The organism is Paenibacillus sp. Y5S-9 (genome assembly GCF_036894235.1).
Taxonomy (GTDB): Bacteria; Bacillota; Bacilli; order Paenibacillales; family Paenibacillaceae; genus Paenibacillus.
Genome location: NZ_CP145887.1, coordinates 3,125,465 through 3,152,429, shown reverse-complemented (window position 1 = coordinate 3,152,429; position 26,965 = coordinate 3,125,465). Strand labels below are relative to the sequence as shown.

Sequence of the window (26,965 nt, the reverse complement as noted above, 5' to 3'; positions counted from 1 at the left end):
GTATTTCTATTATTGAATGCCTAGTTTCTCTTTGTTCAGTTTCATCTTTTCACTGCGTACCTTCACAATCTCTTCCCAACGGTTCTCACCTAAAAATGACTTGTAAGAAGCCAGTGCATTGTCATACGAGGCATCATCCTTGGACCGTACCATACTGACCAGCGTTGTATTCCACTTCGTATTGATTGCTGACAACGCACGAGCTTCAGGTGTACCTTGATCCGGGCTAATATTCTCCAGAATGAAGTGTGGTTTCAGCTTGCCTTTGCCCCACTCTTGCATCTGTTTAATCGCTTCCGGAAAAGCATCTGCACTGAGTGCTTTGTGGCGGTCATGACCGAAGAACATAAATTCACCCATCCGATAATCCTTTTTGAATTGATCCGCGTTATTGAGTTGCAGGTCTTTCACCGCTGGCAGCAATTCTACACTACCGTCGGCTTTGGTTTGGTAGGTTTCCCCCTCGATCCCGTAATTCATAAGTGTCTGGCCTTCTTCACTTAATAAGTATGTGAAAATCTGAATGGCCTTGGCCGGATCTTTACAATCCTTGGAGATGAAATTGATCATCCACCCGGTTATTCCGGATTGATTCAATGTTGGTGCATTGCCTTTGGTGCTCTGTGGTCCATCGATAGCAACATATTCTTTGCCTGGATTGGCACTCATGTAGATTTGCAGGTTTCCTCCTTGTTGAGGTGTACCGTCAAGCAGCATGGTCGCATATTTACCGGACTTCACTTTTTCCTCAAAAGCGGTTCCATCATCGGCAAAACTGTCATCACTGATATTGCCGTCTCTGTACACGGTGTTCAATGTTTTCAACCACGTGAGGTAATCTTCATCCAGATTACGATCATAGAATTCTCCTGATTCAGTTTCCAGCGGAACACCGATGAAATCTTGCAACGTATCCCCGAGTGAACCTGTTCCTTCACCAATGGAGTTGAATCCAAGCGGAATCAGCGCAGGGAACTCTTGCTTAATTCGTTTCATCACACTCTTGAATTCTTCTGGTGTTCCAATGACCGGACTACCCAAAGCTTCGTACACATCTTTCCGAATGATAAATGCCGTTTTGGCAGGAATGTTACCGCTATCATAATCCTCTTGCGTATTGGAATAGTTCGGGTAACCATAGGTTTTACCATCCGCCAATTGGAACCAGTTCAATGTATCGGCAGCCGCAACTTTATTGAAGTAAGGATCGTATTTCTCCGCCAGATCATTCAGCGGCATAGCCCAGGTTGCAGCTTTTTGTACCACAGGAGAATTGGAGTCAAATACGGTCAGCAAGTCAGGCATATCTCCACCTGCGAAAAAGGTATTTAACTTGGTATCATCACCCGTGATGAATTTAATATTGATGTTCAGATCCTCTTTGATTTTCTTGGTAACAATGTCCTTGCCAAAATCAGTGTTCCACCAGTCCGCATTGACGTACCATGTCAGGTCGGTAGCCTCTTCCTTTTTATCCAACTGCCAAGCCGGCTTTTCCGGGTCAACCGTATAACGATCTTCAATGGACACCCAGTTTCCTTCACTGGAGCCCCCAGATCCACCGCTGCAACCTGTAATCATAAGTACGGCTGTGAGTAGTGTTACGAGCAATTTAATCCCTTTTTTGCCTGATGCCTTGTTCAACTTCAACATGTTTTGCTCCTCCTCAAAATGGGGTGTTTGTTGCTCCTATTCCTTGACCGCACCCAGCATCATTCCCGAGATAAAGTATCTCTGAACGATGGGATAGATCAGCACAATAGGGAGTGTTGTAATGACAATCGTGGCTAACTGTACGCCTTTAGTTGTTGTTTCAATCACAGCGGAACCCCCGACATTTTGCATGGATTGTGTCTGGGACTGAACGATAATCTCATACAGCATCATCTGAAGTGGATATAGTGACTGATCGGTAATGTATAACTTGGTTGTCATGAAGTCGTTCCATTGCCCCACCCCATTAAATAGCGCAATTGTCGCCATGGCAGGCATGGAGAGTGGAATGAAGATTTTCAGGAAAATATGCCAATCCCCTGCGCCGTCAATCTTGGCCGATTCTTCCAACGAATCCGGGACATTCCGGAAGAAATTCATCAGAATCACGACATCATAGAAGCTGAACAACGCCGGAATAATGTACACCCAGAAGCTGTTAAGCAGGCCAAGTGATTTGATTAACAGGTATGTTGGGATCATGCCGCCCGAGAAGAACATCGTAATGACCCCCATGGCAACGTATAATTTACGGCCTCTTATGTACTTTTTGCTCAGACCGTAACCAACCATGGCACAGAAGAACACATGTGTAACAACGCCAATCGTTGTTTTGGAAACTGATATGAAGAATGCCTGCCAGATGCCCTGATCATTGAATACAGCTCTGTAATTCTCCAGCGAGAATTCCGGTGACCAGAAGATGAATCCACCTTCCGCCAGTGCCTTGCCTGAACTAAAGGAAGAGATGATGACATTCCAGAGTGGAACCAGAATAACGATCGTACAGATGATTAGCAAAATCATGTTTAACGTATCAAAGATCCGACTATCGAGATCTTCTTTTGCCACCTTTCCATTCACGCGGGATGCCTCCTTCTACAACACAGATTGATTATCGTTTAATTTGCTTGTGATTTTGTTTGCCGTGACGAGTAGAATGACAGAGATGATTGAGACACCCAAGCCAACGGCCGTTGCATATGAAAAGTCACCCTGAGACATCCCCATACGATAGACGTACGAATTGATGACTTCCGCTTTGTCGCGGTTTTGGGAGTTCATGAGAACCAAGGTCTGATCCAGATTCGACCCTAATAAACCGCTTACAGTTAGAATCAAATTTAAGCTGATAATTGATCTCATGTTAGGCAGTGTGATATTCCAGATCTGTCTGAGACGGCTTGCACCATCGATTTTGGCAGCTTCATAATACGTTGGATCAATCTTTGCCATGATCGCCAGATACAGAATCGTTCCCCAACCTGCCTCTTTCCAAATATCCGATAAGGTAGCAATCCACCAATACTTGCCTGCATCCAGCAAAATGTTCTGCGGTTGCGAGATCACTCCCAGACTAAGCAATAATTGATTAAATAAGCCCGTTGTTGAAAACCAGGTGATCAGCATTCCCCCAAGTACAATCCAGGACAAAAAGTGAGGTAAATATGAAACCGTTTGCACAAACTTCTTGAATCGTCCGCTGTTTAACTCGTAGATCATGATCGCGAGAATGATCGGAATGACAAACCCGATACCTAATTTCAAGAAACTGATCCCCAGCGTATTCACGACTGCATCCCAGAAGTATTTGTCTGATAAAATGATTCTGAAATTATCGAGTCCTACCCATGGAGCGGTAGCCAGTGTATCAATGACTGTGTAATTTTTGAAGGCAATTGTCAAACCGTAAATCGGGATGTAACAGAAAATAATCATAAAGATAATGCCCGGGATAATCATCGATTGAATCTCCCATTGTCTTCGATAATCCACGACGAATTCTTTGATTCGTTGCCCGATGGGCTTCTTTCCGTTGGGATTGATCGTATGTTTACCGGTTGATGGTTCTACGGCTAATTTATCCACGTTTTTTTACTCCCCTCCATCATGTATGAATGTTTATAAAAACGTTTTTATTTTTCGGCATAAAAAACCCCTTTGTTTTTATTTATGTAAAAAAAGACCGGAGAAGACGCTGAATCAACTTATGTACGGTAGTCTTTCCGGTCGATCTTCACATGGCTTGAACCTCTCACCACCAGCTCACCCGCCAATTTTTGCGCAGCCCCTTGTTCTTTCTCCTTGATCATCCCCACCAATTGGTTGATTGCCAGGATACCCTGTCTTGCAATTTGATTTCTTACCGTTGTGAGCGGTGGAGAAAAATACTGTGCAATATCAATATCGTCAAAACCCACGACACTAACATCTTGAGGCACTTCAAAGCCCTCAGACTTCAACGCATGCATACAGCCAATTGCACTCAAGTCATTCCCCGCAAGAAATGCATCTGGCCGCTTGCCGGGGTGCAAATGAAGAAAAGATTTTATCGCACTATACGTGCTCTCCTCCTCAAAATACCCTTGTATAATGTAATCTTCATCGATTGGTAGCTGGTATTCACGCAAGGCGGCCAAATAGCCGTCTCTACGCTGCACACTGTCAAACATCGTGTCCACACCCGAAATATAAGCAATTTTTTTGTGCCCCAGCCCAATTAAATACTTGGTTGCTTCATAAGCCGCCACATACGAGTCAAAAATGACACTTCCCATCGTAGCGCTCTGATAGACCCGATCCAGAAAAACCGCCTTGATCTTGTCTTTCTCCATGGCGATAATATCTTGCTCGTCGATCCGAAGCTCTTCGTAGATAATGACACCATCCACCCGCCGACCCAGAATATTACTCATAATAACGTGTTTATCCTTGGTCACAAATACATTCAGCCCATACCCAAGACGATCACATTCGCGAGACATTGACTCAACCAGCTTATAGAAATACGGACCCGATACACTTGTAGTGAAAAAACCAAGCATTTTGGTTTGACCGGACTTCAATAGCTTACCATTCAGGTTAGGCACATAGTTTAAACGCTCTGCCACCTTAAGAACATGTGATTTTGTCTCCGGGTTCAAGACATCCACACCATTCAAGGCGTTGGAGACTGTAGATATGGATACGCCCGCTTCCCTTGCTACATCTTTAATCGTTATCTTTGCCATAAGTTTTGTCCCTTTACTATAAAAACGTTTTTATAATGTTTAAATTATCATAAAACCGTTTTCATGGCAACACTTTAATTTGCGAGTTCAGACATCATGTACTTTATATATAGCTATATGCCACTGCGGGTGAAAAAAAACGGCTCATGTATGAGCCGCTGTTCCTGTAACTTTGCTTTCTATTCCTCATCCTGGATATACATGGAGTGAATCTGTTGCAGCTGCTCTTCCAGACGTTCCAAGCGCACAAAACGATCCGCTCGAATATATTCCTTCTGCTCCACAAGCATGATCATTGTTGGAACGGTAAAAATAAGAAACTTGGACGCAACCTCTTCCACTTCATTAGCATTAATGTGACCCAGGTATATTGATGGGTAAGGTTCAAGCAACACCCTGATCTTGGGAAGTAAAGCGTGACATACACTGCACTCTGGCCGAGATACATACAAAAAAACCAATTCATGTTGTTGAATAGTTTCTTCAACCATTTCTATGGAAGTTAACTCATGAATATCTTTCATTGAAGCTCAACCCTTTCAGTCATTCAATAGCTTGCTCATTTAAACTTTTTCTTTTCAAGTATAGCCTATATGCGTTAGAATCAAATGGAATATATCCCCATATGAAAGAGGTTATGGTATGAAAAAATCATTCTTGTTTCTGTTCACTGCGCTGGTAGTTGTTACTTCCTTCTCGGCATATGCACCTGTATCGAATGCCTCTGGCGATATTGGAGTCAGCTTATTGTCCGATCGTCAACAAGGTACAGTAAAGTAGTACTTGTACAGAAAGTAACAGGCGACAATTCGGATAACATCTGAATTAGTCGCCTGCTTTCATTTATTCTTATTGATTTTTATTTCCAATCTCTCTTCCGAAGATAAGATTCAAATACAAAAGTTCCAAACGGCAGTAGACCGGCCAGTCCACCCATCAGCCAGCGCGTTATCTTCCACTTCTTGACCAAAGCCAAGTGAACTAGCGCAATTAGGTACAAAGGAAACAAAATACCATGAATCATGCCCATTACGGCTACAGCGGAAGAGATATCTGCAAAATATTTCAGAGGCATAGCAATAAAAATCAACAGAAGTAAGGATACGCCCTCCCATATGCCCGCAATTCTGAATCGGCCTGTCACTGTCTTCATAAAGTTCATTCTCACCTTTCCCGCAGATCATTTGTGAAATATGTAACTTGTAACATGATACAAAAACCTCACGCCACATCTCCGTACAAATATGTCGTTCTGAAGCTCATATTCAGTATAACGTATGTGTCCGATTCGAAGATGCTTCAAATTTGAATAATTATTGAATCCATAAAACCAGATTTCCACATCAGGTCTTATGGATTCAAGTTGTCTCACGCTCAATCAGCTGGTATGTCAGCTGCTCTGTCTTCAACTCTGTTTTACCCAATACAGCCCACAAGTGATGGAAAGCCTGGGTGGCTTGCTCCGCAATCGGATTGTGTATGGTCGTGATTCCAAGAACACGGGAAAGCTCGATATCATCAAACCCCACAATGGCAAGTTGTTCCGGTACCTGAATATTTCGTCTGCGTGCTTCACTCAGAATACCGATGGCTGCATAATCATTCGAACATAATACGGCCTGTGGAAGTTCTGGTCCCTCAGCCATTCTTCGCATCGCTTCTTCGCCGTCGGAGGAGCTGAATACGGAATATTGATATGCTTCAGTCCACACATGCAACCCTCTGCTCTTCATGAAAGATTCATAGGCTTTACGGCGGCTCTGGGTATTCAAACTTTCAGCCCTGCCAAATGCATTCGCAATTCGGGTGTATCCTCTTGATACCAGATGCTCCAGAGCTAACTTATACCCTTCTGCCTGATCCATCGCAACAGACGGAATCTCGTCGTTCCCCATTCGCTGCCAGGAGACAATGGGCCCATACTCCATATAAGCTTTTAATTTCCGAGGATCATTGACACAAGCAATAATAACTAGACCATCAACTCGTTTACTGCGCAGATCTTCGAACGCCTGCAATTCAATCTCTGGATCTCCACGGGATGTATAGATAATCGTCTGAAACCCAAAATCCATGGCTGTATCAATGAATTGATTCATGAATGTAAGAATGATCTCACCTGTGGTAGAGGTCACAATTCCAATCTGCTTTGTTTGTCCCGTAGATAACGATATCGCATTCCGGTTGGGAATATAATTCAACTGTTTCATAATATCCGTTATGATCTGTCTTGCTTCATCACTAACATGCGGAGAATGATTAATAACGCGTGACACAGTTGCTTTTGAGTAACCGGACCGCTTCATAATTTCATCAAACTTGGACATCGGAGACTCCCTTCTTGCTAACTAACTGTATAAGTTCAACTAAGATTATTTACACTGGCACTTCGATGACAGAACAACCTTCCGATCGCTGTTATCCCCAGATTTTTTGACTCCCATATCTAAACGGGAAAATCCGGGGATAGCGTATGCTTCCGATGTAGCTTTCTTTCAGAAAGCTTTCAGGCGACCGCTTCGCTTCTTCTGGTTATTTCTGTCCTCTCCGTTTTCGTGTAAATTTTAGTTGAACTTATTTAGAATAATAGTATGCCTTAGATTGGGGTCAAAAGTAAAACTTGACGTGTAACCCGTTACAACGTTTAAGCTTTTTTTATGTCATAACTGAATCATCTTAAAATATTTGATGAATGGAGCGATACACATGAGCAACTCTCAAAATCAAACCTATCAATTCCCGGAAAATTTCTTGTGGGGTGGCGCAATTGCAGCCAACCAGGCTGAAGGTGCATACAATCAAGGCGGCAAAGGATTATCTACTCAGGATGTAGCTCCCAAAGGCATCATGGGGCCAGTCACCGAAGAACCAACCGAAGATAACATGAAACTGATCGGTATCGATCTGTATCATCGCTACAAGGAAGATGTGAAACTGTTTGCCGAGATGGGCTTCAAGGTATTCCGTACTTCCATCGCCTGGTCCCGTATTTTCCCAAAAGGGGACGAGCTGGAACCAAATGAAGAAGGACTGCAATTCTACGACGATCTGTTTGACGAGTGTCACAAATACGGGATCGAACCACTCGTAACGTTATCCCACTATGAGACACCTCTTCACTTGTCCAAAGAATACGACGGCTGGGTTAACCGGAAAATGGTTGGATTCTACGAGCGTTATGTAACCACTGTCTTCAACCGTTACAAAAACAAAGTAAAATACTGGCTTACTTTTAACGAAATCAATTCCATTCTCGAAGCACCATTCATGAGCGGTGGCATCTATACGCCGAAGGAAAAGCTTAGCAAGCAAGATCTCTATCAGGCGATCCATCATGAGTTTGTAGCCAGTGCTTCCGCTGTGAAGCTCTGTCATGAGATCATTCCTACGGCACAGATTGGTTGTATGATGCTCAGTATGCCTACCTACCCACTGACACCGAATCCAGACGATATGATTAAAGTCATGGAATTCGAACATAGCAACTATTTCTTCGGTGATGTGCATGTAAGAGGTCGCTACCCTGGTTATATGAAACGTTATTTCCGGGAGAATGGAATCGAGATTCAGATGGAAGCTGGCGACGAGGAAATGTTGCTGAATACGGTAGACTTTATCTCTTTCAGTTATTACATGAGTATCTGTCAGACGGCAGACCCGGAGAAACAAATCGCAGGTGAAGGTAACCTGCTTGGGGGTGTACCTAACCCTTATCTGCCAGCAAGTGAATGGGGATGGCAGATTGACCCGCAAGGATTGCGTTATGTGCTTAACATGTTCTATGACCGTTATCAAAAACCACTGTTTATTGTAGAAAATGGTCTTGGTGCTGTTGATGAATTGATCACGGGTGCTGACGGCGAGAAAACAGTTGAAGACGACTACCGAATCCAGTATCTGAATGATCATCTGGTTCAAGTTGGTGAAGCTATTGAAGATGGCGTTGAAGTTATGGGTTATACATCATGGGGTTGTATTGATGTGGTCAGTGCGTCTTCTGCCCAGTTGAAAAAACGTTATGGTTATATCTATGTGGATCGTCATGACGATGGATCAGGAACACTCGAACGTTATCGCAAGAAATCCTTCCATTGGTACAAAGAAGTGATCAGCAGTAACGGGAAAAGTTTGCAGCGTTAAGGTTTTTTAAGCAAATGTAACAGATACATTCTTCTATCCCCCAGACATATCACATGAAAAAGTGTCGGTTATATGATACCTTGGCATGTTTTCTGTCTGGGGGATTTTATTTTTATTTTCAAAAAGAAACACCCGATGATACACATCGGGCATTATCATTAGCGACTATCACGTTGTTCACTATTTATTCTTCACTAGATGTTCTTCACTACATCCCTGCTGTACTTTGATTTGTCTTCTTCTGTTATCTTGCGAATGACCCTGCAAGGATTACCCGCAGCAATCACACCAGACGGTATACTCTTGGTCACTACGCTCCCTGCGCCGATGATCGTATTATCTCCAATCGTCACACCAGCAAGGACTGTCACACCGCCACCAATCCACACATTATTACCCACCGTGATGGGTCCAACGATCTCCAGACCTTCATTGCGCTGCTCAACATCATAAGGGTGGCCTGCTGTATAAAATCCGCAATTGGGAGCAACAAAAACGTTATCTCCAAAACTGATTTTTCCCCCATCCAGCATGACAATATTATGATTGCTATAGAAGTTCTCACCAATTTCAATATTATAACCATAATCACATACAAATGGCTGTTCAATCAGGAAACGATCCGTCGTTTTCCCCAGCAGTTTCTTGATTAACGCTTCTCTTTCGTTGATCTTGGCTGGATGAAGCTGGTTATAATCGTAACAAAGCCCTTTGGCATGTAAACGCTCTTCAATTAACTCTTGATCATAATTGGCGTTATACAAGAGCCCTAATTGAGATTTTTCTTTTTCAGTCATCATTTCGTAAGCACTTCCCATCTTCTATCTATAAATATGTTAAAGCTCAATCTCTCTAATAATTCTAGCAGGATTACCGCCCACGATCATATTATCCGGAACATCCTTTGTAACGACAGACCCGGAAGCAATGACCACATTATCTCCAATGGTAACCCCCGGATTAATAACGGCTCTACCACCAATCCATACGTTATTGCCAATCGTGACTGGCTTGCCGTATTCTGCACCCGTATTACGTTCATGCGGATGGAGTGGATGAGTAGCCGTATAGATATGTACATCAGGCCCCATTAAACAATGGTCTCCAATACGTACTTCACACACATCTAATATCGTACAGTTAAAATTGGTATAAAAATGATTGCCTACATGAATGTTATATCCATAATCCACATGAATATTAGGTTCCATGCCCAGGTTTTCACCTGTAGATCCCAACAGTTCCTTCAATAACTTGGTGCGAAGCTCACCGTCCGTTTCCGTCGTTTGATTGAACGTCCGCGTCATTTTCCTTGCATACTCTCTGTCCTCAGACAATTGAAGATCCGAAGCCATGTACAGCTCGCCATCCAGCATTTTTTGTTTTTCCGTCTTTGTGATCATGATCATTGCCCCCTCTGTGTATATCATCCAGTTCGACATTAGATGACACTTTTTAAAACTCTTTTAATTATATAGATTACGATGAATAAAGCAAGTTTCAGTCTATATGAAAAGTAGTTTATTCTACTCTCGCTTACTCTCGTAAGATAGCAAAAAAACCTCTACACCCCATTGTCTATGGGAATGCAGAGGTTCAAGTTTTTGTCTAATTTCTTTATTCTAAGCAACCGCCTGAACGGTTTTTTCCTTAACGCTAATGGCATAGATGGCAGACACCAAACCAAGCAAAATCAGAACAGAACCAACCCATCCGGTGTTCAGAATCGATGAGTGATCAATCACCATGCCGCCAATATAGGTACCGAGTGCAATACCTGCATGGGCAATACCTGAATTAGTGCTGATGAGTGTTTCAGCTGTTTCCGGCGAAGTTTTGATAATAAGACTATTCTGTACAGGCGTAACCGTCCAGCTCAATGCACTCCAGATGCTTAATAATATCAAGAAGACAATCAAAGGCAAGCCCACACTGAACGGAATGACAGCCATACTCACGATAAAGGGAATCAGCACAATGACAATGGCTTTAGCAGGATGCAGACGATCAGATAACATGCCCCCAATGCCTCCACCTGCAACAGCGGCGATCCCAAACATCATATAGATAAAGGTAACCATCGTCGCGCTGGCACCCAGCGTTTCTTGCAGAAATGGTGTGAAATATGCATATAACGTCAAATGACCCGCGAGAACAAGCAAAGTCGTAGCATGAATTGCCAACATTTTTGGATTCCACAGAGCCGTAAGCTGTTTTTTCAGGGATACAGCGGGAATCGGTTGCACTCGATCCATCGCAATCCAGATCGCTACCATAACCACTGCGGTCAGTATAGCAATCAACATAAACACTTCACGCCAGCCAGCCAAGTTGCCTACAAAGATACCAAGGGGTACACCCAGGATAAGTGATGCACTGCCTCCCATGGTAATAGTCCCCACGGCGCGTCCTTTATACTGTGGTTCCACAATGCGCGCTGCAAGGGTTAGGGAGAGCACAAAAATAAGTGAACCCGTTGCTGCTCCGAGTGCTCTGCCCGCCATCAGCATATAAAAGCTGGTACTGAACGCAGAGATCAGATTACTGATCAGAAATACAAACAGCGTACACATATATACTTTTTTACGCTCGAATCTGGCCGTCATATTTAATAAAATCGGTGCAGACAACGCATAGACAAGTGAGAAAATAGAGATTAAATACCCGGCTTTTGCCAGGGAAAGATGAAGATCCGTAGCAATCAGGTCCAGAATTCCGCCCAAAATCAGTTCAACGGTTCCGACCACAAATGCTGCGATAGCAAGCACATATACTTTCTTATTCATTTTTGAATCCTCCTCAAAAGTTACAACTACGATAGTAACCCATAAGAATGAAAGTTTCAATAGTTATTTTCATGATTGTTTTCAAACAAAAAAACTATCCTCCAAGAGAATAGTTTTAATAAATCAATCTGGTGAGCAATCGCTCGATTTCAGCATCCTGTAACAGTTGGTCACCGTATTTTTTGGTAATTTGAGTAAGGGCAACATCATGGTAGAAATAATCAGTCATTGCCTTAACAATCGGTTTGGACATCGTCTTGATGGCTCGCCATGAATCGTGCTCCACACCGGCAAACAACAGATAAGAATGATCTACAATGAGCAGTTGTGATGGCTCCGGCGCGTCAAGTAAAGGAATCAACGAGTATATCCGGTTTAAGGAGGTCTCCATGCCCCCAACGGCTAACACTTCAACGTATACTCCCTGCTTTTCCTTCTGCTCCAGCAGTTCACGATATTTCTCCATTCGCTCATTCCATGCCAGAAAAAGAATTGAAGATTCCGCTTCCTCGATAAGTTGTTCAATGTTCGATGCGATGGATGACTCATCTTTTAACGTCCAGATATGTTCATCCGTGAATGTACGTTTGATTTTGTAACTTTTCAGTTCCTCAATATCTTTCTCAAAATCAGCCTTGATCTTATGAATAATGGACTGAAGATCCACAGCCATATAAAGTTTTTTCTTCCCATCCATCGTTGTCAGCACCGTTCCCTTATCGATCAGCCGATTGAGCACTTCATAGATTTTGGCTTTGGGAACGTTGGAGTAATTAACAATCGACGTGGCATCAAGCGGTTCATCCTGCGCGAATATAGCCTCGTATACCTGACTTTCATATTGTGTAAAACCGAATTTCTGCAACATGGTTTGGATCGGCGCATCCCTTCTTATTATGTCTGGTCTATCTAGTTTAGACGGCTACACTTCCCATGTCCAGTATGTCCCAACTAACCTAGGAATGTGGAATCCAAATTAAATTTAGCGATGTCACCAAAATAAAATCACTTTCCAGTGGTTATATTAACAATCGGGAATACACATTTTGCTTGTGGAAGGAGCTGTAATATCAATGGAAAGCACTCAAGATTTTGTGAAGAAAGTTAACGAAAATGCCGAAAAAGCGCGTCACAATAAAAACAACGGCAAGGGAACGCCAGGGGATACGTTGCCATCGAAACAGCACTCTACGAATAAGTAGAGTCTATTTATTGAACAGCATGACTTCCGTCTAACACCCTTTCCTCTACTTTTCATCTACTATTAAGAACCTTTAATAGAAAAGAGATGATTAGTATGGCTCCTGTCAATGCTGTTCGACAACCGGATCTGGTGTTAATCTATTGGTCAAGAAATCCGCTCGTCCCTGGTTCTGCGCGCAGAATCCAAAGTGTACGTGTGATTGGCAACACAGCTCCGTGTACATTCACACTGGTTCCCGGTGCATTACTGATTAATGCATTAAACTGTTTGTTGGACAATGATATTGGATTCAAAGTGGTGTACCGTCAGAAAACGTCAGCAATCAGTGGAGTTCTGTTATTGAAACGCAGATAATCAGACCCGGAAAAAAGGTGCTCCCTTTAAGAGAGCACCTTTTTTCATCTTTTTGAATTAAACAGTTTAGTCTTTATTGGTATAATTTAGGGACTTGTTACCCACTTAGACCGTTCAACAGCTTATCCCCAAAAAGAAATGAATCAGTTGCAATTCTATTTCAAAGCTATTAAAATGAACTCTTTTGGAGATATGCATACACATAACGGTTTGGGGTTATATTCGACCAAGGTCTCTACTATGATATGAAACCTTACAATCCTGTGTACGTAATGTAATATTTACCTATTAATTTATAGAAGAAACCATTATCTATTCTGATTACAATGAGGGATATTATGAAAAAACAGTTTATGGTTCTTGGCCTTGGGCGTTTCGGATCAAGCTTGACACACACACTCATTAAAAATGGACACGAAGTGCTCGCTGTAGACAAGAGTGAAACTCTTGTTCAGGAAATTTCAACAATAGCTACCCATGCCGTTCAGGCAGACTGTACTGACAAATCGGTCCTTATTGAGCTTGGGGCAAGCAACTTTTCTCACGCCATTGTTGCGATCGGTGAAGATCTGCAAGCAAGTATACTGACCACTCTATTATTGAAAGAACTTAATGTTCCCAAGGTAACAGCCAAGGCCAAAAATGACAACCACGGTAGTGTCCTTAGCAAGATTGGTGCCGATCAAATTGTTTACCCAGAACGTGATATGGCCACGAGACTGGGGAATCAGCTTAGCTCAGACAACATTATTGATTCCATTGAATTATCTTCGGATTATAATTTGGTCGAGATCAAAGCTCCCGTAAGTATGAATCAGAAGACATTGCTGCAACTTAACATTCGGGCTGAATATGGATGTACGGTTATCGCCATCAAAACGGGGAATAACCTGAATATCTCACCCCTGGCTGAAGACATAGTCCGTGCGGGAGATATGCTCCTGTTAATAGGCAGTAACGATGACATTCGGAATTTGGAGAGTGATTATGAACCAAAGAAATAAACGTGTACTGAAAACTTCGGCCCTGACGAACATTGAATCCATTGTGAACAAGTTGAAAAATAATATGAGCCCTCCTCAACTTATCATGATCATCTTCTTCGCACTCATCTGGATCGGGGCCTTATTGCTTGCACTGCCTCTATCTTCTAGTACCGGGACATCTATTGGTTTACTTGATGCCTTGTTCACAGCAACCTCTGCGATATGTGTAAACGGGCTGATTGTTCTGGATACAGGGACAGTCTTTTCTACATTTGGACAGATCATTATCATGATTTTAATTCAGGTTGGCGGATTGGGTTTCATGACACTAGGTGTAATGGTAGCCATTATTCTGGGGAAACGGATTGGCTTGAAACAGAGGCTCCTTATTCAACAAGCCACCAATACATCCTCTGCTCAAGGTCTGGTTAAGTTATCCATGTATATTGTGCTTATAGCATTTGCTTTTGAAGCTCTGGCTACAGTGGTTCTTACATTACGCTGGCAAAGCGATTTGGGATGGGGACAAGCTTTATATTATGCCATGTTCCATTCCATCTCTGCCTTTAATAATGCGGGTTTCTCTCTTTGGACTGATAGCCTTACTCCATTTGTTGGTGACCCGGTTGTTAATCTTACAGTGATTACGCTCTTTATCATTGGCGGCTTAGGTTACATTGTAGTTGTAGATATATTCCGCAAGCGTTCATGGAGAAAACTCTCTCTGCATTCAAAGATTGTATTAATCGGCAGTTTTTCTCTATACTTGTTTGGATTCATTACCATCTTTTTAATCGAGAGTTGGAATCCTTCTACGTTCGCTGATTTATCTTTCGGTGAACGCATATGGGCTGCTCTATTTCAGGGTACTGCCCCTCGAAGCTCCGGATTCAACACCATTGACATTGGGAGTATGTTGGCCACATCCCAATTTTTCATTATTATCCTGATGTTCATTGGGGCTTCTTCCGGCGGAACAGGTGGAGGAATTAAAATCAATACTTTTGTGGTCCTTGTTCTTGCGACGATTCAAACATTTCGGGGCGGTGGGCAAATTCATGCTTTTGAACGTAAAATTGCAGAAGAAACAGTGATGCGCGCACTCGCTGTTGTCTTAAGTGCCCTCGCCTTTGTACTTGGAATCTCCATTTTGTTATCCATATCCGAAGGCATTCTTGAAAATCATTTTCTGGATGTTCTGTTTGAAGCCACTTCGGCTTTTAGCACCACAGGACTATCGATGGGTCTTACAAGTGAGTTGAGTGTTGCTGGTAAAATTATAGTCACCATTACTATGTTTGCAGGACGATTGGGACCACTAACTCTGGCTTTTGCGTTAGCGCAGAAGAAACGCACATCCAAAATCGGTTATGCAGAGGATCATGTCCTCATTGGTTAACATATGGATTAAGGACATGTTAATCCTATTACGGAACAGTGATTGCTTGTTATTTCACAACCAAGTTTCCTAGCAAAACGCCCCCTTAAGCAAACGATAGACGTCTGCTTCAAGGGGGGGTTATTTATAATTTTTCTTACAGAAGATTCATAATAAGTACATTTACCGAATGAGCGGGCAAACAAACGGTCGCTGATTCACCCATCAGCTTTATCTCCTGTTCTTGGGGAATCACTTTCTCATCATTCTTCTGATTCACATTTGGAATATGCACCAAATGATCTTCTCCAGTAAGCGTGATCAGTCTGGCTGCAGCATTAACCTTCAGATCCTGAAGGCAAATCCGGGTTGATTTATCCACACCATCTGCATTGACCAGTTTCACATACACATGCCCTGCGTCCTTCGTAACAGAGTGGAATACTTCCCGGTTGTAAGCTTCCAGCTTGTAATCCAGAACTTTGCTGGTATTGTGACCATCTGTATAGGAGCAGATCAGATTCTTTCCTGTGTCCCCACCATAGCTAACCGTAATCGTATAATCGGTCCCATTCTCGAGTGGTTCATAGTTGGCCGCTCTTAGGTTACCTGCTGCTGAACTCGATGAATAATCTCCTAATGTGTAACCTTCGATCCCTTGTTTGTACACCTTCACTCCCGTGGCATTTCCCCCGTAACTGATTGCGTACTCGATGACATCCTTGTTCTCCGGTGAGATATCCGTCAGTCCCACACCGATGTAAAAACCATCCTCACCTGAAATTCTTTCAGCCTCAACGTGAACTTGGTAATTGGTCCATTCGTCATTCAGCAGGTACACTCCATTTAATCCACTTACTTGTGCGTTCAAGATGAGCCCTCTTCCTGCGGTTAACGTGTATCCTTCCGATCCGGGAATCTGTCTCCATGCCTCACTAGGCTCCGTGCGTTCCCTGAAATCTTCATCTAGCAGTACGGTGCCATCCTCATTGGACGTGACCGTGACTCGTTTCACCACGATGTCTGCATGACCTGTTGCAATCTCGATGCCGCCACGTGGAATGAGATTCAGCGGTTTGCCTTTGCTATATGTCGAGAACGAAGTCTCAAGTACCTGGTCCCCTACATATTTTGCAAAAAGCTGCTGTACATAATAATTCGGTGTATACCACACGGTTTCATCATCAAACCAGATGCAGTCTGGGGTCCAGCGGTAGGTACCGTCCGTTAGTACTTTGTTGAACAATGGCGCATAGGCAGCCAAACGAACAACGTCCGCATTATTTTCAAATCCAGTCATGATCGCAGCTTCTGCGACTGCTCCTGCCAGCGTGTTTTTGTCCGTGGAAGCATATTCTCCAACAAATACTTTGGATGTTTCTTTCCAATCGATACTTCCGTCTTCAAGATAAGCCCGGTCATAGTAGTTGTACCGATCTACGTTATTCATCAAATATTCATTGGAGCGGTAGTAGTGCTCATCTGCGATGGTGTCCATGTAATTGTCCTGATTTTCATACCAAGTTACGGTCTCCTCAATCACCTCAGTACCATCTGCAAAAGCAACCTGAGCTGACCCGGTGAGGTTCCCGCTGAGGAATTTCCATCCTTCCTGGTACGCATCATCATCTGCCTGAGCACCAACCGTCGAGATAATGTGCAGCTCATGATTAGGATAGTTCTGTTTCATGTACTCATCTATTGAACGTTTGAATACTTCGAAGTTGGCAAAAAATTCAGTGCCCCAGTTCTCATTGCCTACGCCCAGATAACGAAGATCAAACGGTTCAGGGTGTCCCATCTGGCTTCGTACCGCCGCCCATTCGTTGTGTTCAAAGTCTGTACTGAGCGCAAAGTCAATCAAATCTGTAAAGTTGCTGATATAATAATCCCTTAAAGCACCGCCCGCAGGGTGAGCATAATCCGATCGTGCCTGACATAACACACCGCAAGCCATGACTGGAACTGGAGCGGCATTCAGATCTTCCGCCAGTTGGAAGTACTCCATATAACCAAGCCCCATCGTCATCATGTAACCCCAAACATTATAATTCTCTTTGCGGAGCTCAACCGGACCCACAGAATCCTTCCAGTCATATACGTTATCCCAGATGAAAGATCCCTCCGAGATACATCCTCCCGGAAAACGTAAGAACTTCGGATGCAGATCTGCGAGTGCTTGGATTAGATCTTTTCTCAATCGATAGTTCGGATTACCTGTGTAGTTGGCATGTGCTGTAGCCGATATCCCCTCTTCTGTCGGATCAGCTCCCCATACATTCTGAGGGACCAAGGACACCATATCAACGGAGATGTTACCTGCAAACGTAAGGGCAAGTTGACCAAGTACAGTCTCCGTTCCGGTCAGAAGCAAACCGTATTTCTTCCATTTTTTCCCACCTTCAACATGCAGTGTTACCGAATCACTGATGGAAGTGTCGCTTCCATCCTGCAATTGAACAGTGATCGTTCCTGCCGATTCTGCTTTTGCCCATACGGTAAAGTCATATGATTCACCCTGCTTGATGGACATGGCACAATGCTGGTTGGAATCTGAGAATCCACGATTTCGAATCGTTGCCCCATCCTGAACCGTTACATAATAAGCATTTATTTCAGGGTCTTCCACGTTAAAGTGAACGTTCAGTCCATCCGTATGCTGCACGAGCATTTTCTCGGTGTCGCCTGACCAGGCAAACAAAGGTTCACGATTTCGACCTGTCGAACAACCACATTCTCCAGAATCATGTGAGTACGTATCAAATGCAAAAGATTCAAATGATCGATTCTGAACAAGCTCGGCATAGATTCCACCATCTGCCGCGTTGTTAATATCCTCGTAAAAAAGCCCATACATGACTTCACTGATGTCAGCCACCTTCTGATCTCCATGGATGGTGACCGTATAAGGCGGAAGATGGGCTGGCACAACAGACACGTCAAAGCTTTGGCTCAGCTTACGATCACCTCTGTTCAGAAGCGCACGGAGCGTAACCTCCTGTGCCGATGTGATTGCCTGAACCTCTCCGTTCTCAGACAGAACTTCCGGCTTACTGGAACTCCATTCAACAGACACTTTACCACCCAGCAAGTCTGCCGGCAGTGACACATCCTTGGTGATGATTCGGTTGGGGAAGGACAAGTACTTGTCCGCCGCAAGCTTCACAATCGCTTCATCTGTCAGTGACTCACACATCACTTCAATGACTTCATCCATGGTGAGCGCTGACCCATAGATCCGAAAGTCGGATAACGAACCTGCAAAATCCACATCCGCTGCATACTGGGAACGTGCAATATAATTCTGGCTATAATTCTCAGGATTGGTGAAAGAATCAAACCATTCTCGCAGTTTGGCATAATTGCCGCTCGACGTCTGACTGATCGAACCATCTGCTGCCTTCTCCCCATTCACATATACAATCGGACCCGCACTGCTCAACGTTCCCCCTTGGCTGCCAGCCACAGAGAGTGCAATATGCAGCCATTCTCCACTTGCAACTCCTCGACTTGGGTGTACAACCAGATTATCGCCGGCATATAACGTACCCAGAAGCTGACGCGTCAGAAACATATACGGCCCCTTCTCGCCTTTGCCAAAGTCAAAAATGCGTTCCCACACATTGGACCCTTTGCCGAGAAATACCCAAGTGGCAATAGTAACTCCAGTGTTATCGCTTACATCCTGAAGCAGATTCGAGGGTAATTGCATATAAGAGGTTCCATTCGCTCCCCCGTTGAAAGTCACCGCCGTTCTGCCTTTCAACTCGGATATCACAGGTCGAATCTCACCTTTGGCTATACCATCATGTCCCTTACCCGAGCTGTCCTTCCCGATCTGAACGGTATCTTCAAACTTGTATTGTGCAATCAACTGATTTTGATATGTGGTCATGATCTTACCTCCTATGTAGTTGGGAATTGTCGTTAAAGAATACTCACCTTTAATTCGTATAAGTTTAAAATGATTGATAAATATTTAAACACCTAATCTAAACGTAATAATATCCCATCACATAACCTAATTTCAATCCTAAATTTGAGAAAGATGACTGGTTTATTTGAATCTTAGAAGGTTTATGAGCTCTTTCCGTCTCTCTTTATTTATTCATTTTAGTCTTATAAACATCACATTTATGGTTTACAAACATATAAACCAATTGATAATATAACAAATGAAAGCGCTTGATATAATGAAATACCCAAAGGAGGTCTGCCGAACCTTATATCGTGTGTTGCCAAGTATCGGGTTATTTTTCATTCCGGGAAATAGGAAAGGGGAAACGTATGAAACGTTATTGGGTACGCGTACTTAACATTTCTGTACTAAGCACCACATTACTTACTGCAACAACTTTGGCACCGGTCTCGGTGTTCGCAAATGGTTCAGAGGCACCCGTGGGTAACTCGCAGACTTTCACCACAACTATCGCAACTCCTGCTCCATCATTCAAAAATGTTTCTGTGCATGACCCTTCCGTCATTAAGGTGGATGATACGTTTTATATTTTTGGTTCACACCTGCAAGTAGCTAAGTCCAAAGACTTTTTGAACTGGGATCTCGTCGCCTCCGGCGTTACAGATAACAATCCTGTTGTCCCCAATGTAACCAAGGAATTCGCTGAAGCGTTGGAGTGGGCGCAGACGGATACGTTATGGGCAGCAGATGTCATTCAACTCGCGGACGGCAAATTTTATATGTACTACAATGCTTGTAAAGGGGACTCCCCGCGATCAGCGCTCGGCATTGCTGTCGCAGACAATATCGAAGGGCCTTATAAGGATCAAGGCATTCTGTTGAAATCCGGCATGTGGGATCAGATCAGTGAGGATGGTACCATTTACGATGCAACGATTCATCCCAATGTGGTCGATCCTGATGTCTTTTATGATAAAAACGGCAAGTTATGGATGGTGTATGGCTCATATTCCGGAGGGATTTTCATTCTGGAGATGGATGCAACGACAGGTAAACCACTGCCAAATCAAGGTTATGGCAAAAAGCTGACCGGAGGCAATCATAGTCGTATTGAAGCACCTTATATGCTCTACAGTCCCGAAACCGATTATTATTATCTGTACCTGTCTTACGGTGGACTAGGTGCTGAGGGAGGATACAACATTCGTGTTGCTCGCTCCCAAACACCGGATGGACCTTTCCTCGATGCGGAAGGAAACGATATGATCAACGTTAAAGCGGACAAGAATAAACCATTGTTTGATGATCGTTCTATTGAGCCTTTTGGAGTCAAATTGATGGGTAACTTTCTGTTCGAGAGACAGATCGGTGATCCGGGCACAGGCCTAGGTAGCGGCTATGTATCGCCTGGGCATAACTCTGCTTATGTTGATCCGGAGACTGGCAAACAATTTCTCATCTTCCATACCCGCTTTCCAGGGCGTGGCGAAGAGCATGAAGTTCGCGTACATGAGATGCATATGAATGCAGATGGTTGGCCCGTTGTTTCTCCATATCGCTATGCGGCTTTGGGAGAAGATACCACTCAACTGACAACTCAGGAGATCGCCGGTCAGTACCAATGGGTGAATCATGGTAAGGACATCACGGCGGACATCAAGCCATCCCAGACCGTTCAGTTCACGGCAGATGGGCAGATTCATGGTGCCGTGACAGGAACGTGGAGTCTTGGTGCAGACAACAAGGTTCAGATCACTTCGAATAACGTTTTGTACAAAGGCGTTTTCACACATGAATGGAATTCGGAATCTCAAAGTACGGTTCTGACCTTTAGCGCCCTCTCCTCCTCCGGGATTGCCATCTGGGGAACTCAAGGTGTTGAACGGAGTGATCAGGACATTGTAGATGCGGTGAAAAAGGATCTGAGCATTAGCAATACGGATCATGTGTTCTTTAATCTGTCTCTGCCTACCAAGGGAACAAGTGATGCAGAGATTACGTGGAAAAGCTCCAATACTTCGGCTCTATCCACTACAGGTGTAGTACAGCGACCACGCGCCGGTAAGGGTGATGCCAAAGTGAAATTAACCGCCACGATTCGTAAAGGAACTGCGGTAAGCTCCAAAACGTTTAACGTTATCATTCCACAGCAAGCGGTAAGCCCGTTGCTCGGGGAGTATACTTTTGAACACAAAAAACTTGCCAAAGTCGCACAGGATTCCAGTAAAAACGGATATCATGGACAAGCCTTTAACGTGGTCAGTTCTGCTGCCGGTGGCAAAAATCAGGCTGCCACATTTAATGGGACAGACAGTTTCATACAGTTACCTGGACTCCTTACAGATACAACGGATTTCACGTTTAGCGCTTGGGTCAATTGGGACGGCGGCGCGTCCTGGCAGCGTATTTTCGACTTTGGAAATGGTTTGACCAGGCATATGTTCCTTACTCCCTCCCAGCATAATGGAGCGCTACAATTCACCATTCATAATGAGGGTCGAGATCAGAACCTGATTGCAGCAAATCCACTGCCTTCCAAAGCGTGGGTTCATGTGGCTGTAACCCTTCAGGGTGATGTGGGTACTCTATATGTGAATGGTACATCGGTTGCAAGCAGCTCTGAAATTACTTTTAACCCGAAAGATCTGCTGGTAACGGAAGCTTATGTGGGCAAGAGTCGTTATGCGGCTGATCCGTTCTACAAAGGCAGTCTGGATAACGTAAGAGTGTATGATAAAGCATTAACAGCCAAGGAAATCCAGCGTCAAGCCAAAGAAAAGCCTTAACTTAGAGTCCCCAATCGCAAGCGGTTGGACTCCATAGTGCACACATCAATAAAGCAGCTAATGTATCGAACTGCACCCCATTTGTTAGAGACAACTAACAGCGGTGTTGCAGTTCATTACATCAGGCTGCTTTATTGTCATTTCGAATAATGGATGACCATGTTGAATTTGCTCTCCTTAGCACCGGAGTTAACATAGGCATGAGGCTTGTCCGCTCCAAAACGAATTGACTCCCCTTGGTTCACCGTATATTCTTCCGTCCCTACCCGTATCGTAACTTCCCCTTCAAAAACAGTAATAAATTCTTCTGTACCTTCGATATGCGGTTCAGCTTTCAACTCAGACTTTGGGTCCATCTCCATCATATATATTTCAAAACGACGACCCTCTTCAAAAGGAAAATGCGGATAAATCCGAACCCTTCCCTCATCCTCCATCAATACTTGAATATCATCGCCCGTTACAACGGTCGTATCTGACTTCGGCTCGTGAATCAAAGCAGTGAAGGAGGTTTTCAGGCCATTAGCAATCTTCCATACGGTTGCAATGGAGGGATTGGATTCGCCACGTTCAATCTGACCAAGCATGGTCTTGCTAATACCAGACATTTCGGCGACCTTGTCCAGACTAAGCTTTCTTTGTTCCCTAAGCTGTTTCAGGTTCTGAGCAAGAATACTATTAATGTTTTTCAAAATCCATCCTCCTCATTTTATAATTATGTTGTGCTATATAACGCACATGTTGTACAATAATGAAGACCGTACGCTATAACGTACATTTCATATCATTATATCACACAACTAAGAAAACGTGGAGGAACCATGAACATTATACCTTTAGTGACCTATGCAATCATCGCTTCATTTACACCCGGACCCAACAACATCATTTCCATGACGCATGCAAAAAATCAAGGGTTTCGCAAGACCCTTCCGTTTATTAGTGGAGTTGCAGCCGGCTGCCTGCTAATTATGTTTCTGTCCAGTTATTTCAACCTTATTCTTCATCAATATATTCCCAGGATCACACCCGTCTTAAACGTGTTAGGATGTGTGTACATGCTCTATCTGGCGTTCAAAATCATGCGAAGTAAACCTGCAGATGCACAAGAAAACAAGGTCAATCATTATTCATTTCTATTCGGGTTCACCCTGCAATTTATCAATCCCAAAGTCATTCTGTATGGGCTTACTGCCATATCCGTTTTTGTTCTGCCTCTTGGGCAGTCCCATGTTCAATTAATCGTATTTTCCTTACTGCTCACCTTCATCGGCATTAGTGCCAATATGACATGGGCGTTCGGTGGCATGTTATTCCAGAGCTTTCTATTAAAATACGAGCGTCCTGTTAATATCGTAATGGGTATGTTGTTAATTTACAGTGCACTATCAATCCTGATGTAAAATGTAATAGAAAAAGCGTCCACTCATTCAATGAGCTGAACGCTTTTATTTTTTCATCCCAATTCCGGTCTCCACCATGGATGTGTAGGGTAATCCTCCGTATGAAGCACAACCTTTTCGCCGATTTTGGGTGTTGCAATCTTAACTTGCAAGGCATGTGCAGCCTTCGTAATTCGTTCGACTGGTTCATTCCAGGCATGATAGGCCAGCGTAAATGCGGCCCAATGAATCGGGATAAGCAACTTCCCCTTTACATCCAAGTGTGCTTGCACCGTTTCTTCCGGCATCATGTGAATGTTGGACCACCGCTCGTCATATTGCCCACATTCCATCAAGGTGAGGTCAAATGGACCGTATTTACTGCCAATTTCCTTGAAATGAGGACCGTATCCGCTGTCACCACTAAAGAACACCTTTGTATGTTGTCCAGCGATAACCCACGAACACCATAAGGTAGAATTACGGTCGAATAATCCTCTGCCCGAAAAATGTCTTGCTGGCGTACAAGCAAATGTTAGACCTTTGAACGATAACTCTTCCCACCAGTTATGCTCGGTAATCTGTTCCGAAGGCACACCCAGTTGAATTAGCCGTCGACGTACCCCAAGCGGTACGATAAATCGCTTTGTTTTATCCTTTAATCTGCGGATGGAGTTATAATCCAGATGATCATAATGGTCATGCGATATAATGATTGCATCCAGAGCTGGGAAATCCTCCGGTTGTATCGGTAGATTCGTGCTGTAACGTTTGGTACCCACCCAGGATACAGGGGATGGACGATTGCCCAGCATCGGATCAAAAAGCAACCTGTGCCCTTCAATTTCAAGCAAAAAAGCCGAATGTCCGAACCATGTAACCTGTGGATTATCCGACGCACTGAAGGTTTCAGCGGGTTCACATATCTCCATTGGCATCGTGCCCGATGGCCTCCGCTCTGCATTGCCACGCATGGAATCTCTCAATATGCTGATCAGGGACTTGAAGTTCATGCCTGCTGATGTCGGGAGCTGATTTTCGTATTTTGTCATTATACATACCTTCTGTTCTATATAATCAATCTGTGATTCAATATTTGGATGAGATATATTCAACTATATCAGTTGAACTAACCATTAACACTAGAACGTAGAGGACAGAAATAACCTGAAGAAGCGGAGCTAAAAGCTTTCTGGGGAAAGCTGCTTCGTAAGCATAAACTCGCCTTTATCACCAGATTTTCACCGTTATAAAAGTGAATTAAAAAAATCTGGGGATAACAGCGATCGGAAGGTTATTCTGTCATCGGAGTGAGCAGTGTAAATATTCTTTAGTTCAACTTATATCGTAGCTATATATTAATTCATTGGCCGTTGATATACAATTTTCACTAGAACACGCCCTTCTCCCTTGATCAGAAATAAACTGAATTAAGATAGAATTAAGACTCTGTTTTCTCTCCTATAAGATTGGGCATATATGATAGAGAAAATACATGGAGAGTATGTGAGAGAACATGAAGAAATGGCGTAAAAGATTAGTTAAGTTTTTGATATTTGACCTCGCGGTAATTCTGTTGCTTCTGGGTACAGGCGTGATCTACCAACAAATAGGGGTAAGGCAGGATGTAAAAATGCTCGTACCTCCTGGAAAGCTCTACAACGTACATGGAGACAATATGCATCTATATACTGGCGGAGAAGGCGATGTAACGGTTGTACTCGCCTCTGGCTGGGGGACCGCTAATCCCTATGTAGATTATTATCCATTATATGAAAAGCTTGCTCCAAACACAAAATTCGCTGTATATGATCGATTTGGCTATGGATACAGTGATCAGACCGATAAGAAACGTGATGTCGATACCGTAGCTGAAGAATTACACGAGTTGTTGCAGGTATCTGGACAGAAGCCACCTTATGTATTGGTTGGACATTCACTCGGCTCGCTGGAGACCATCCGTTTCGCACAAAAATACCCGGATCTCGTCAAGGGTATCGTCATGATTGATGGCGGAAGCCCCGAATATTATTCAAATGACGATGACTCTTTGGCAGACACAATTGGTGGTTTTGCGAATAAATTCCGTATCCAAACCGGACTATTCCGTCTCTCCATGCAATCTGACTTGGTTGTCGAAACTTCCAATGCCAATCGTAATGAACTGAAACTTGTACCCGAAGATCTGAAAAAACTGGATACAACTGCGCTGTTGCACAACTACGGTAATGTTAATACGTTGGATGAATTACGTGAAATAGCTGCCAATGCCAAAGTGGTCGTAGATCACAAGCAAACCTTACCGTTTCCACTCACCATACTGACGGCTGATTACCTCGGTGCAAGTGAACCCGAATGGGATAAATCACAATTAGAATTCAAATCTTGGTCAGATGATTCAAAACAGGTAACCATTAAAGATACCGATCATTACATCCATCAATATCGCCCTGACCTCGTTGCGGATGAAATATTGGCCCTGGTGAAGAATTAACGTACACTCTGCTAAAGTAAGGCTATGTTACATCATGAAAGAAACCCCAAAGGTATCTCTAATATCTTTGGGGTTTTAAGTATGAGATTTATTGTGCTATCGCCAGTCTTGGCCGTTGAGACCTGAAATCGCTGAAAGCTTGTTCGATCTCTAATGCAGTCAAATGGTGACGATAAAAGTACTGTTCCATCGCCTCCATTTCGGTACGATCGCCATTGTAGATGTTATCAATTCTTCGAATGATCTGGTTATATAAGCTCTCACGTCTGGAGTTCACAGGTTCACACAACCAAAAGTCTGTTCTTTTCACATCACCTGTCTCCGTCCATAGCAAATTCTCATATCGGATGACATCCCAGTCCCAATATCCAGCATGAATCTGCTGAAGTTCCGTCGTAAGCATATCGTATATCAAGTTGGGAGGAATATGTCCATATGTCACACGGTACTCTTTCAGTTTGAATGCTTCAATCCACTCTGTCAGGGTGTACTCACCTGGTGAATACGCATACAATTTAGGTGCATAAGAATTACTCTGCAGTGCCCTAAGTGCCTCACTTTCTAACTCCCCATCCAATCTTGCACGTGAAGCATATACCTTGAGACAATAGTTTTGCAATTTATATACAACGGAGCTATTACTAATAAGCGAAGCCTGTAGTGTGAGATGGCCGTTTTTTTCGTAGTGCAACAGCATCTTTTCAATGTTATTGCTAATGGGATTGATGATAATCATAACGATGTCTCCTTGAGTGAAAATAAAATATAAACCGTTTTCGAATTGGTTAAAAATTGTACTAATACATTCTATA

At 43.4% G+C, this 26,965-nt stretch carries 24 protein-coding genes; 9 read left to right on the top strand and 15 right to left on the bottom strand.

The features are described 5' to 3' along the window. Positions 1–9 precede the first annotated feature (9 nt). The 5 genes from V6669_RS14030 to V6669_RS14010 all read right to left on the bottom strand — a co-directional run bounded on the left by V6669_RS14030 (position 10) and on the right by V6669_RS14010 (position 5,248). The gene (locus tag V6669_RS14030) at positions 10–1,653 is read right to left on the bottom strand and encodes a sugar ABC transporter substrate-binding protein (RefSeq protein WP_338594460.1); all 1,644 of its coding nucleotides are present in this window, start codon (positions 1,651–1,653) and stop codon (positions 10–12) included. A 36-nt stretch (positions 1,654–1,689) separates the two neighbouring features. Next, a complete protein-coding gene (locus V6669_RS14025) occupies positions 1,690–2,577 on the bottom strand; it encodes a carbohydrate ABC transporter permease (protein ID WP_017688674.1) in 888 nt (295 codons plus the stop codon). Positions 2,578–2,592: 15 nt separating this feature from the next. After that, complete coding sequence (locus V6669_RS14020; RefSeq protein ID WP_338594459.1) at positions 2,593–3,582, bottom strand: ABC transporter permease subunit; 990 nt, start codon at positions 3,580–3,582, stop codon at positions 2,593–2,595. Positions 3,583–3,701: 119 nt separating this feature from the next. Next, a complete protein-coding gene (locus tag V6669_RS14015) occupies positions 3,702–4,724 on the bottom strand; it encodes a LacI family DNA-binding transcriptional regulator (protein ID WP_338594457.1) in 1,023 nt (340 codons plus the stop codon). A gap of 179 nt (positions 4,725–4,903) precedes the next feature. Further along, positions 4,904–5,248, bottom strand: a complete 345-nt coding sequence (locus V6669_RS14010) for a thioredoxin family protein (RefSeq protein WP_338594455.1) — start codon at positions 5,246–5,248, stop codon at positions 4,904–4,906. Between the two features lie 118 nt (positions 5,249–5,366). Between V6669_RS14010 and V6669_RS14005 the strand changes: the two genes are divergently transcribed. Continuing rightward, entirely contained in the window at positions 5,367–5,504 is a 138-nt protein-coding gene (locus V6669_RS14005; RefSeq protein WP_167350856.1) for a hypothetical protein, read from the top strand. Between the two features lie 79 nt (positions 5,505–5,583). Here the strand turns inward: V6669_RS14005 and V6669_RS14000 are convergent, their stop codons facing one another. Continuing rightward, complete coding sequence (locus tag V6669_RS14000) at positions 5,584–5,877, bottom strand: DUF3817 domain-containing protein (RefSeq protein WP_036608336.1); 294 nt, start codon at positions 5,875–5,877, stop codon at positions 5,584–5,586. Between the two features lie 205 nt (positions 5,878–6,082). Then, on the bottom strand, positions 6,083–7,051 hold the full coding sequence (locus V6669_RS13995) for a LacI family DNA-binding transcriptional regulator (RefSeq protein WP_338594452.1): 969 nt from the start codon (positions 7,049–7,051) through the stop codon (positions 6,083–6,085). A gap of 379 nt (positions 7,052–7,430) precedes the next feature. Here V6669_RS13995 and V6669_RS13990 point away from each other — a divergent pair, with 379 nt between their 5' ends. Next, entirely contained in the window at positions 7,431–8,864 is a 1,434-nt protein-coding gene (locus tag V6669_RS13990; RefSeq protein ID WP_338594450.1) for a glycoside hydrolase family 1 protein, read from the top strand. Between the two features lie 194 nt (positions 8,865–9,058). Here the strand turns inward: V6669_RS13990 and V6669_RS13985 are convergent, their stop codons facing one another. From V6669_RS13985 to V6669_RS13970, 4 genes are all read right to left on the bottom strand, one after another. Then, positions 9,059–9,661 (bottom strand): sugar O-acetyltransferase, encoded by a 603-nt coding sequence (locus tag V6669_RS13985; protein WP_338594944.1) that lies wholly within the window; start codon positions 9,659–9,661, stop codon positions 9,059–9,061. Positions 9,662–9,700: 39 nt separating this feature from the next. Further along, on the bottom strand, positions 9,701–10,267 hold the full coding sequence (locus V6669_RS13980) for a sugar O-acetyltransferase (RefSeq protein ID WP_338594448.1): 567 nt from the start codon (positions 10,265–10,267) through the stop codon (positions 9,701–9,703). Between the two features lie 219 nt (positions 10,268–10,486). Next, positions 10,487–11,650 (bottom strand): MFS transporter, encoded by a 1,164-nt coding sequence (locus V6669_RS13975; RefSeq protein WP_338594446.1) that lies wholly within the window; start codon positions 11,648–11,650, stop codon positions 10,487–10,489. Positions 11,651–11,765: 115 nt separating this feature from the next. Next, entirely contained in the window at positions 11,766–12,518 is a 753-nt protein-coding gene (locus tag V6669_RS13970) for a helix-turn-helix domain-containing protein (protein WP_338594443.1), read from the bottom strand. Between the two features lie 205 nt (positions 12,519–12,723). On the opposite strand from V6669_RS13970, the gene V6669_RS13965 reads away from it, so the two are divergent. From V6669_RS13965 to V6669_RS13950, 4 genes are all read left to right on the top strand, one after another. Next, positions 12,724–12,852, top strand: coding sequence for a DUF4023 family protein (locus tag V6669_RS13965; RefSeq protein WP_338594442.1), 129 nt, complete (start codon positions 12,724–12,726; stop codon positions 12,850–12,852). A gap of 95 nt (positions 12,853–12,947) precedes the next feature. Beyond that, positions 12,948–13,208: a hypothetical protein gene (locus V6669_RS13960; RefSeq protein ID WP_338594441.1), complete on the top strand. Its 261-nt coding sequence runs from the start codon at positions 12,948–12,950 to the stop codon at positions 13,206–13,208. A 338-nt stretch (positions 13,209–13,546) separates the two neighbouring features. Beyond that, the gene (locus V6669_RS13955) at positions 13,547–14,212 is read left to right on the top strand and encodes a TrkA family potassium uptake protein (protein ID WP_338594440.1); all 666 of its coding nucleotides are present in this window, start codon (positions 13,547–13,549) and stop codon (positions 14,210–14,212) included. Next, positions 14,196–15,593: a TrkH family potassium uptake protein gene (locus V6669_RS13950; protein WP_338594439.1), complete on the top strand. Its 1,398-nt coding sequence runs from the start codon at positions 14,196–14,198 to the stop codon at positions 15,591–15,593. The genes V6669_RS13955 and V6669_RS13950 overlap by 17 nt, the downstream gene beginning before the upstream one ends. A 136-nt stretch (positions 15,594–15,729) precedes the next feature. Here V6669_RS13950 and V6669_RS13945 read toward each other — a convergent pair whose 3' ends face one another. Beyond that, positions 15,730–19,467: an alpha-L-arabinofuranosidase C-terminal domain-containing protein gene (locus tag V6669_RS13945; protein ID WP_338594438.1), complete on the bottom strand. Its 3,738-nt coding sequence runs from the start codon at positions 19,465–19,467 to the stop codon at positions 15,730–15,732. 392 nt (positions 19,468–19,859) lie between these two features. Here V6669_RS13945 and V6669_RS13940 point away from each other — a divergent pair, with 392 nt between their 5' ends. Then, positions 19,860–22,277, top strand: coding sequence for a family 43 glycosylhydrolase (locus V6669_RS13940; protein ID WP_338594437.1), 2,418 nt, complete (start codon positions 19,860–19,862; stop codon positions 22,275–22,277). Positions 22,278–22,414: 137 nt separating this feature from the next. Here the strand turns inward: V6669_RS13940 and V6669_RS13935 are convergent, their stop codons facing one another. After that, entirely contained in the window at positions 22,415–22,969 is a 555-nt protein-coding gene (locus V6669_RS13935; RefSeq protein ID WP_338594434.1) for an XRE family transcriptional regulator, read from the bottom strand. A gap of 129 nt (positions 22,970–23,098) precedes the next feature. Here V6669_RS13935 and V6669_RS13930 point away from each other — a divergent pair, with 129 nt between their 5' ends. Next, a complete protein-coding gene (locus V6669_RS13930) occupies positions 23,099–23,680 on the top strand; it encodes a LysE family transporter (RefSeq protein WP_338594432.1) in 582 nt (193 codons plus the stop codon). 53 nt (positions 23,681–23,733) lie between these two features. Here V6669_RS13930 and V6669_RS13925 read toward each other — a convergent pair whose 3' ends face one another. Beyond that, entirely contained in the window at positions 23,734–24,711 is a 978-nt protein-coding gene (locus V6669_RS13925; RefSeq protein ID WP_338594431.1) for an MBL fold metallo-hydrolase, read from the bottom strand. A 464-nt stretch (positions 24,712–25,175) separates the two neighbouring features. Between V6669_RS13925 and V6669_RS13920 the strand changes: the two genes are divergently transcribed. Next, a complete protein-coding gene (locus V6669_RS13920; protein WP_338594429.1) occupies positions 25,176–26,153 on the top strand; it encodes an alpha/beta hydrolase in 978 nt (325 codons plus the stop codon). 88 nt (positions 26,154–26,241) lie between these two features. On the opposite strand, the gene V6669_RS13915 is transcribed toward V6669_RS13920, so the two are convergent. Further along, on the bottom strand, positions 26,242–26,889 hold the full coding sequence (locus V6669_RS13915) for a hypothetical protein (RefSeq protein WP_338594428.1): 648 nt from the start codon (positions 26,887–26,889) through the stop codon (positions 26,242–26,244). Positions 26,890–26,965: the final 76 nt, after the last annotated feature.

What these genes read in the sequence shown, in the direction of transcription:
- V6669_RS14030 (WP_338594460.1), bottom strand. Translation starts at nt 1,653, where the DNA reads ATGTTGAAGTTGAACAAGGCATCAGGCAAAAAAGGGATTAAATTGCTC.
- V6669_RS14015 (WP_338594457.1), bottom strand. Translation starts at nt 4,724, where the DNA reads ATGGCAAAGATAACGATTAAAGATGTAGCAAGGGAAGCGGGCGTATCC.
- V6669_RS14010 (WP_338594455.1), bottom strand. Translation starts at nt 5,248, where the DNA reads ATGAAAGATATTCATGAGTTAACTTCCATAGAAATGGTTGAAGAAACT.
- V6669_RS14005 (WP_167350856.1), top strand. Translation starts at nt 5,367, where the DNA reads ATGAAAAAATCATTCTTGTTTCTGTTCACTGCGCTGGTAGTTGTTACT.
- V6669_RS14000 (WP_036608336.1), bottom strand. Translation starts at nt 5,877, where the DNA reads ATGAAGACAGTGACAGGCCGATTCAGAATTGCGGGCATATGGGAGGGC.
- V6669_RS13995 (WP_338594452.1), bottom strand. Translation starts at nt 7,051, where the DNA reads ATGTCCAAGTTTGATGAAATTATGAAGCGGTCCGGTTACTCAAAAGCA.
- V6669_RS13990 (WP_338594450.1), top strand. Translation starts at nt 7,431, where the DNA reads ATGAGCAACTCTCAAAATCAAACCTATCAATTCCCGGAAAATTTCTTG.
- V6669_RS13985 (WP_338594944.1), bottom strand. Translation starts at nt 9,661, where the DNA reads ATGACTGAAAAAGAAAAATCTCAATTAGGGCTCTTGTATAACGCCAAT.
- V6669_RS13980 (WP_338594448.1), bottom strand. Translation starts at nt 10,267, where the DNA reads ATGATCACAAAGACGGAAAAACAAAAAATGCTGGATGGCGAGCTGTAC.
- V6669_RS13975 (WP_338594446.1), bottom strand. Translation starts at nt 11,650, where the DNA reads ATGAATAAGAAAGTATATGTGCTTGCTATCGCAGCATTTGTGGTCGGA.
- V6669_RS13970 (WP_338594443.1), bottom strand. Translation starts at nt 12,518, where the DNA reads ATGTTGCAGAAATTCGGTTTTACACAATATGAAAGTCAGGTATACGAG.
- V6669_RS13965 (WP_338594442.1), top strand. Translation starts at nt 12,724, where the DNA reads ATGGAAAGCACTCAAGATTTTGTGAAGAAAGTTAACGAAAATGCCGAA.
- V6669_RS13960 (WP_338594441.1), top strand. Translation starts at nt 12,948, where the DNA reads ATGGCTCCTGTCAATGCTGTTCGACAACCGGATCTGGTGTTAATCTAT.
- V6669_RS13955 (WP_338594440.1), top strand. Translation starts at nt 13,547, where the DNA reads ATGAAAAAACAGTTTATGGTTCTTGGCCTTGGGCGTTTCGGATCAAGC.
- V6669_RS13950 (WP_338594439.1), top strand. Translation starts at nt 14,196, where the DNA reads ATGAACCAAAGAAATAAACGTGTACTGAAAACTTCGGCCCTGACGAAC.
- V6669_RS13945 (WP_338594438.1), bottom strand. Translation starts at nt 19,467, where the DNA reads ATGACCACATATCAAAATCAGTTGATTGCACAATACAAGTTTGAAGAT.
- V6669_RS13940 (WP_338594437.1), top strand. Translation starts at nt 19,860, where the DNA reads ATGAAACGTTATTGGGTACGCGTACTTAACATTTCTGTACTAAGCACC.
- V6669_RS13930 (WP_338594432.1), top strand. Translation starts at nt 23,099, where the DNA reads ATGAACATTATACCTTTAGTGACCTATGCAATCATCGCTTCATTTACA.
- V6669_RS13925 (WP_338594431.1), bottom strand. Translation starts at nt 24,711, where the DNA reads ATGACAAAATACGAAAATCAGCTCCCGACATCAGCAGGCATGAACTTC.
- V6669_RS13920 (WP_338594429.1), top strand. Translation starts at nt 25,176, where the DNA reads ATGAAGAAATGGCGTAAAAGATTAGTTAAGTTTTTGATATTTGACCTC.
- V6669_RS13915 (WP_338594428.1), bottom strand. Translation starts at nt 26,889, where the DNA reads ATGATTATCATCAATCCCATTAGCAATAACATTGAAAAGATGCTGTTG.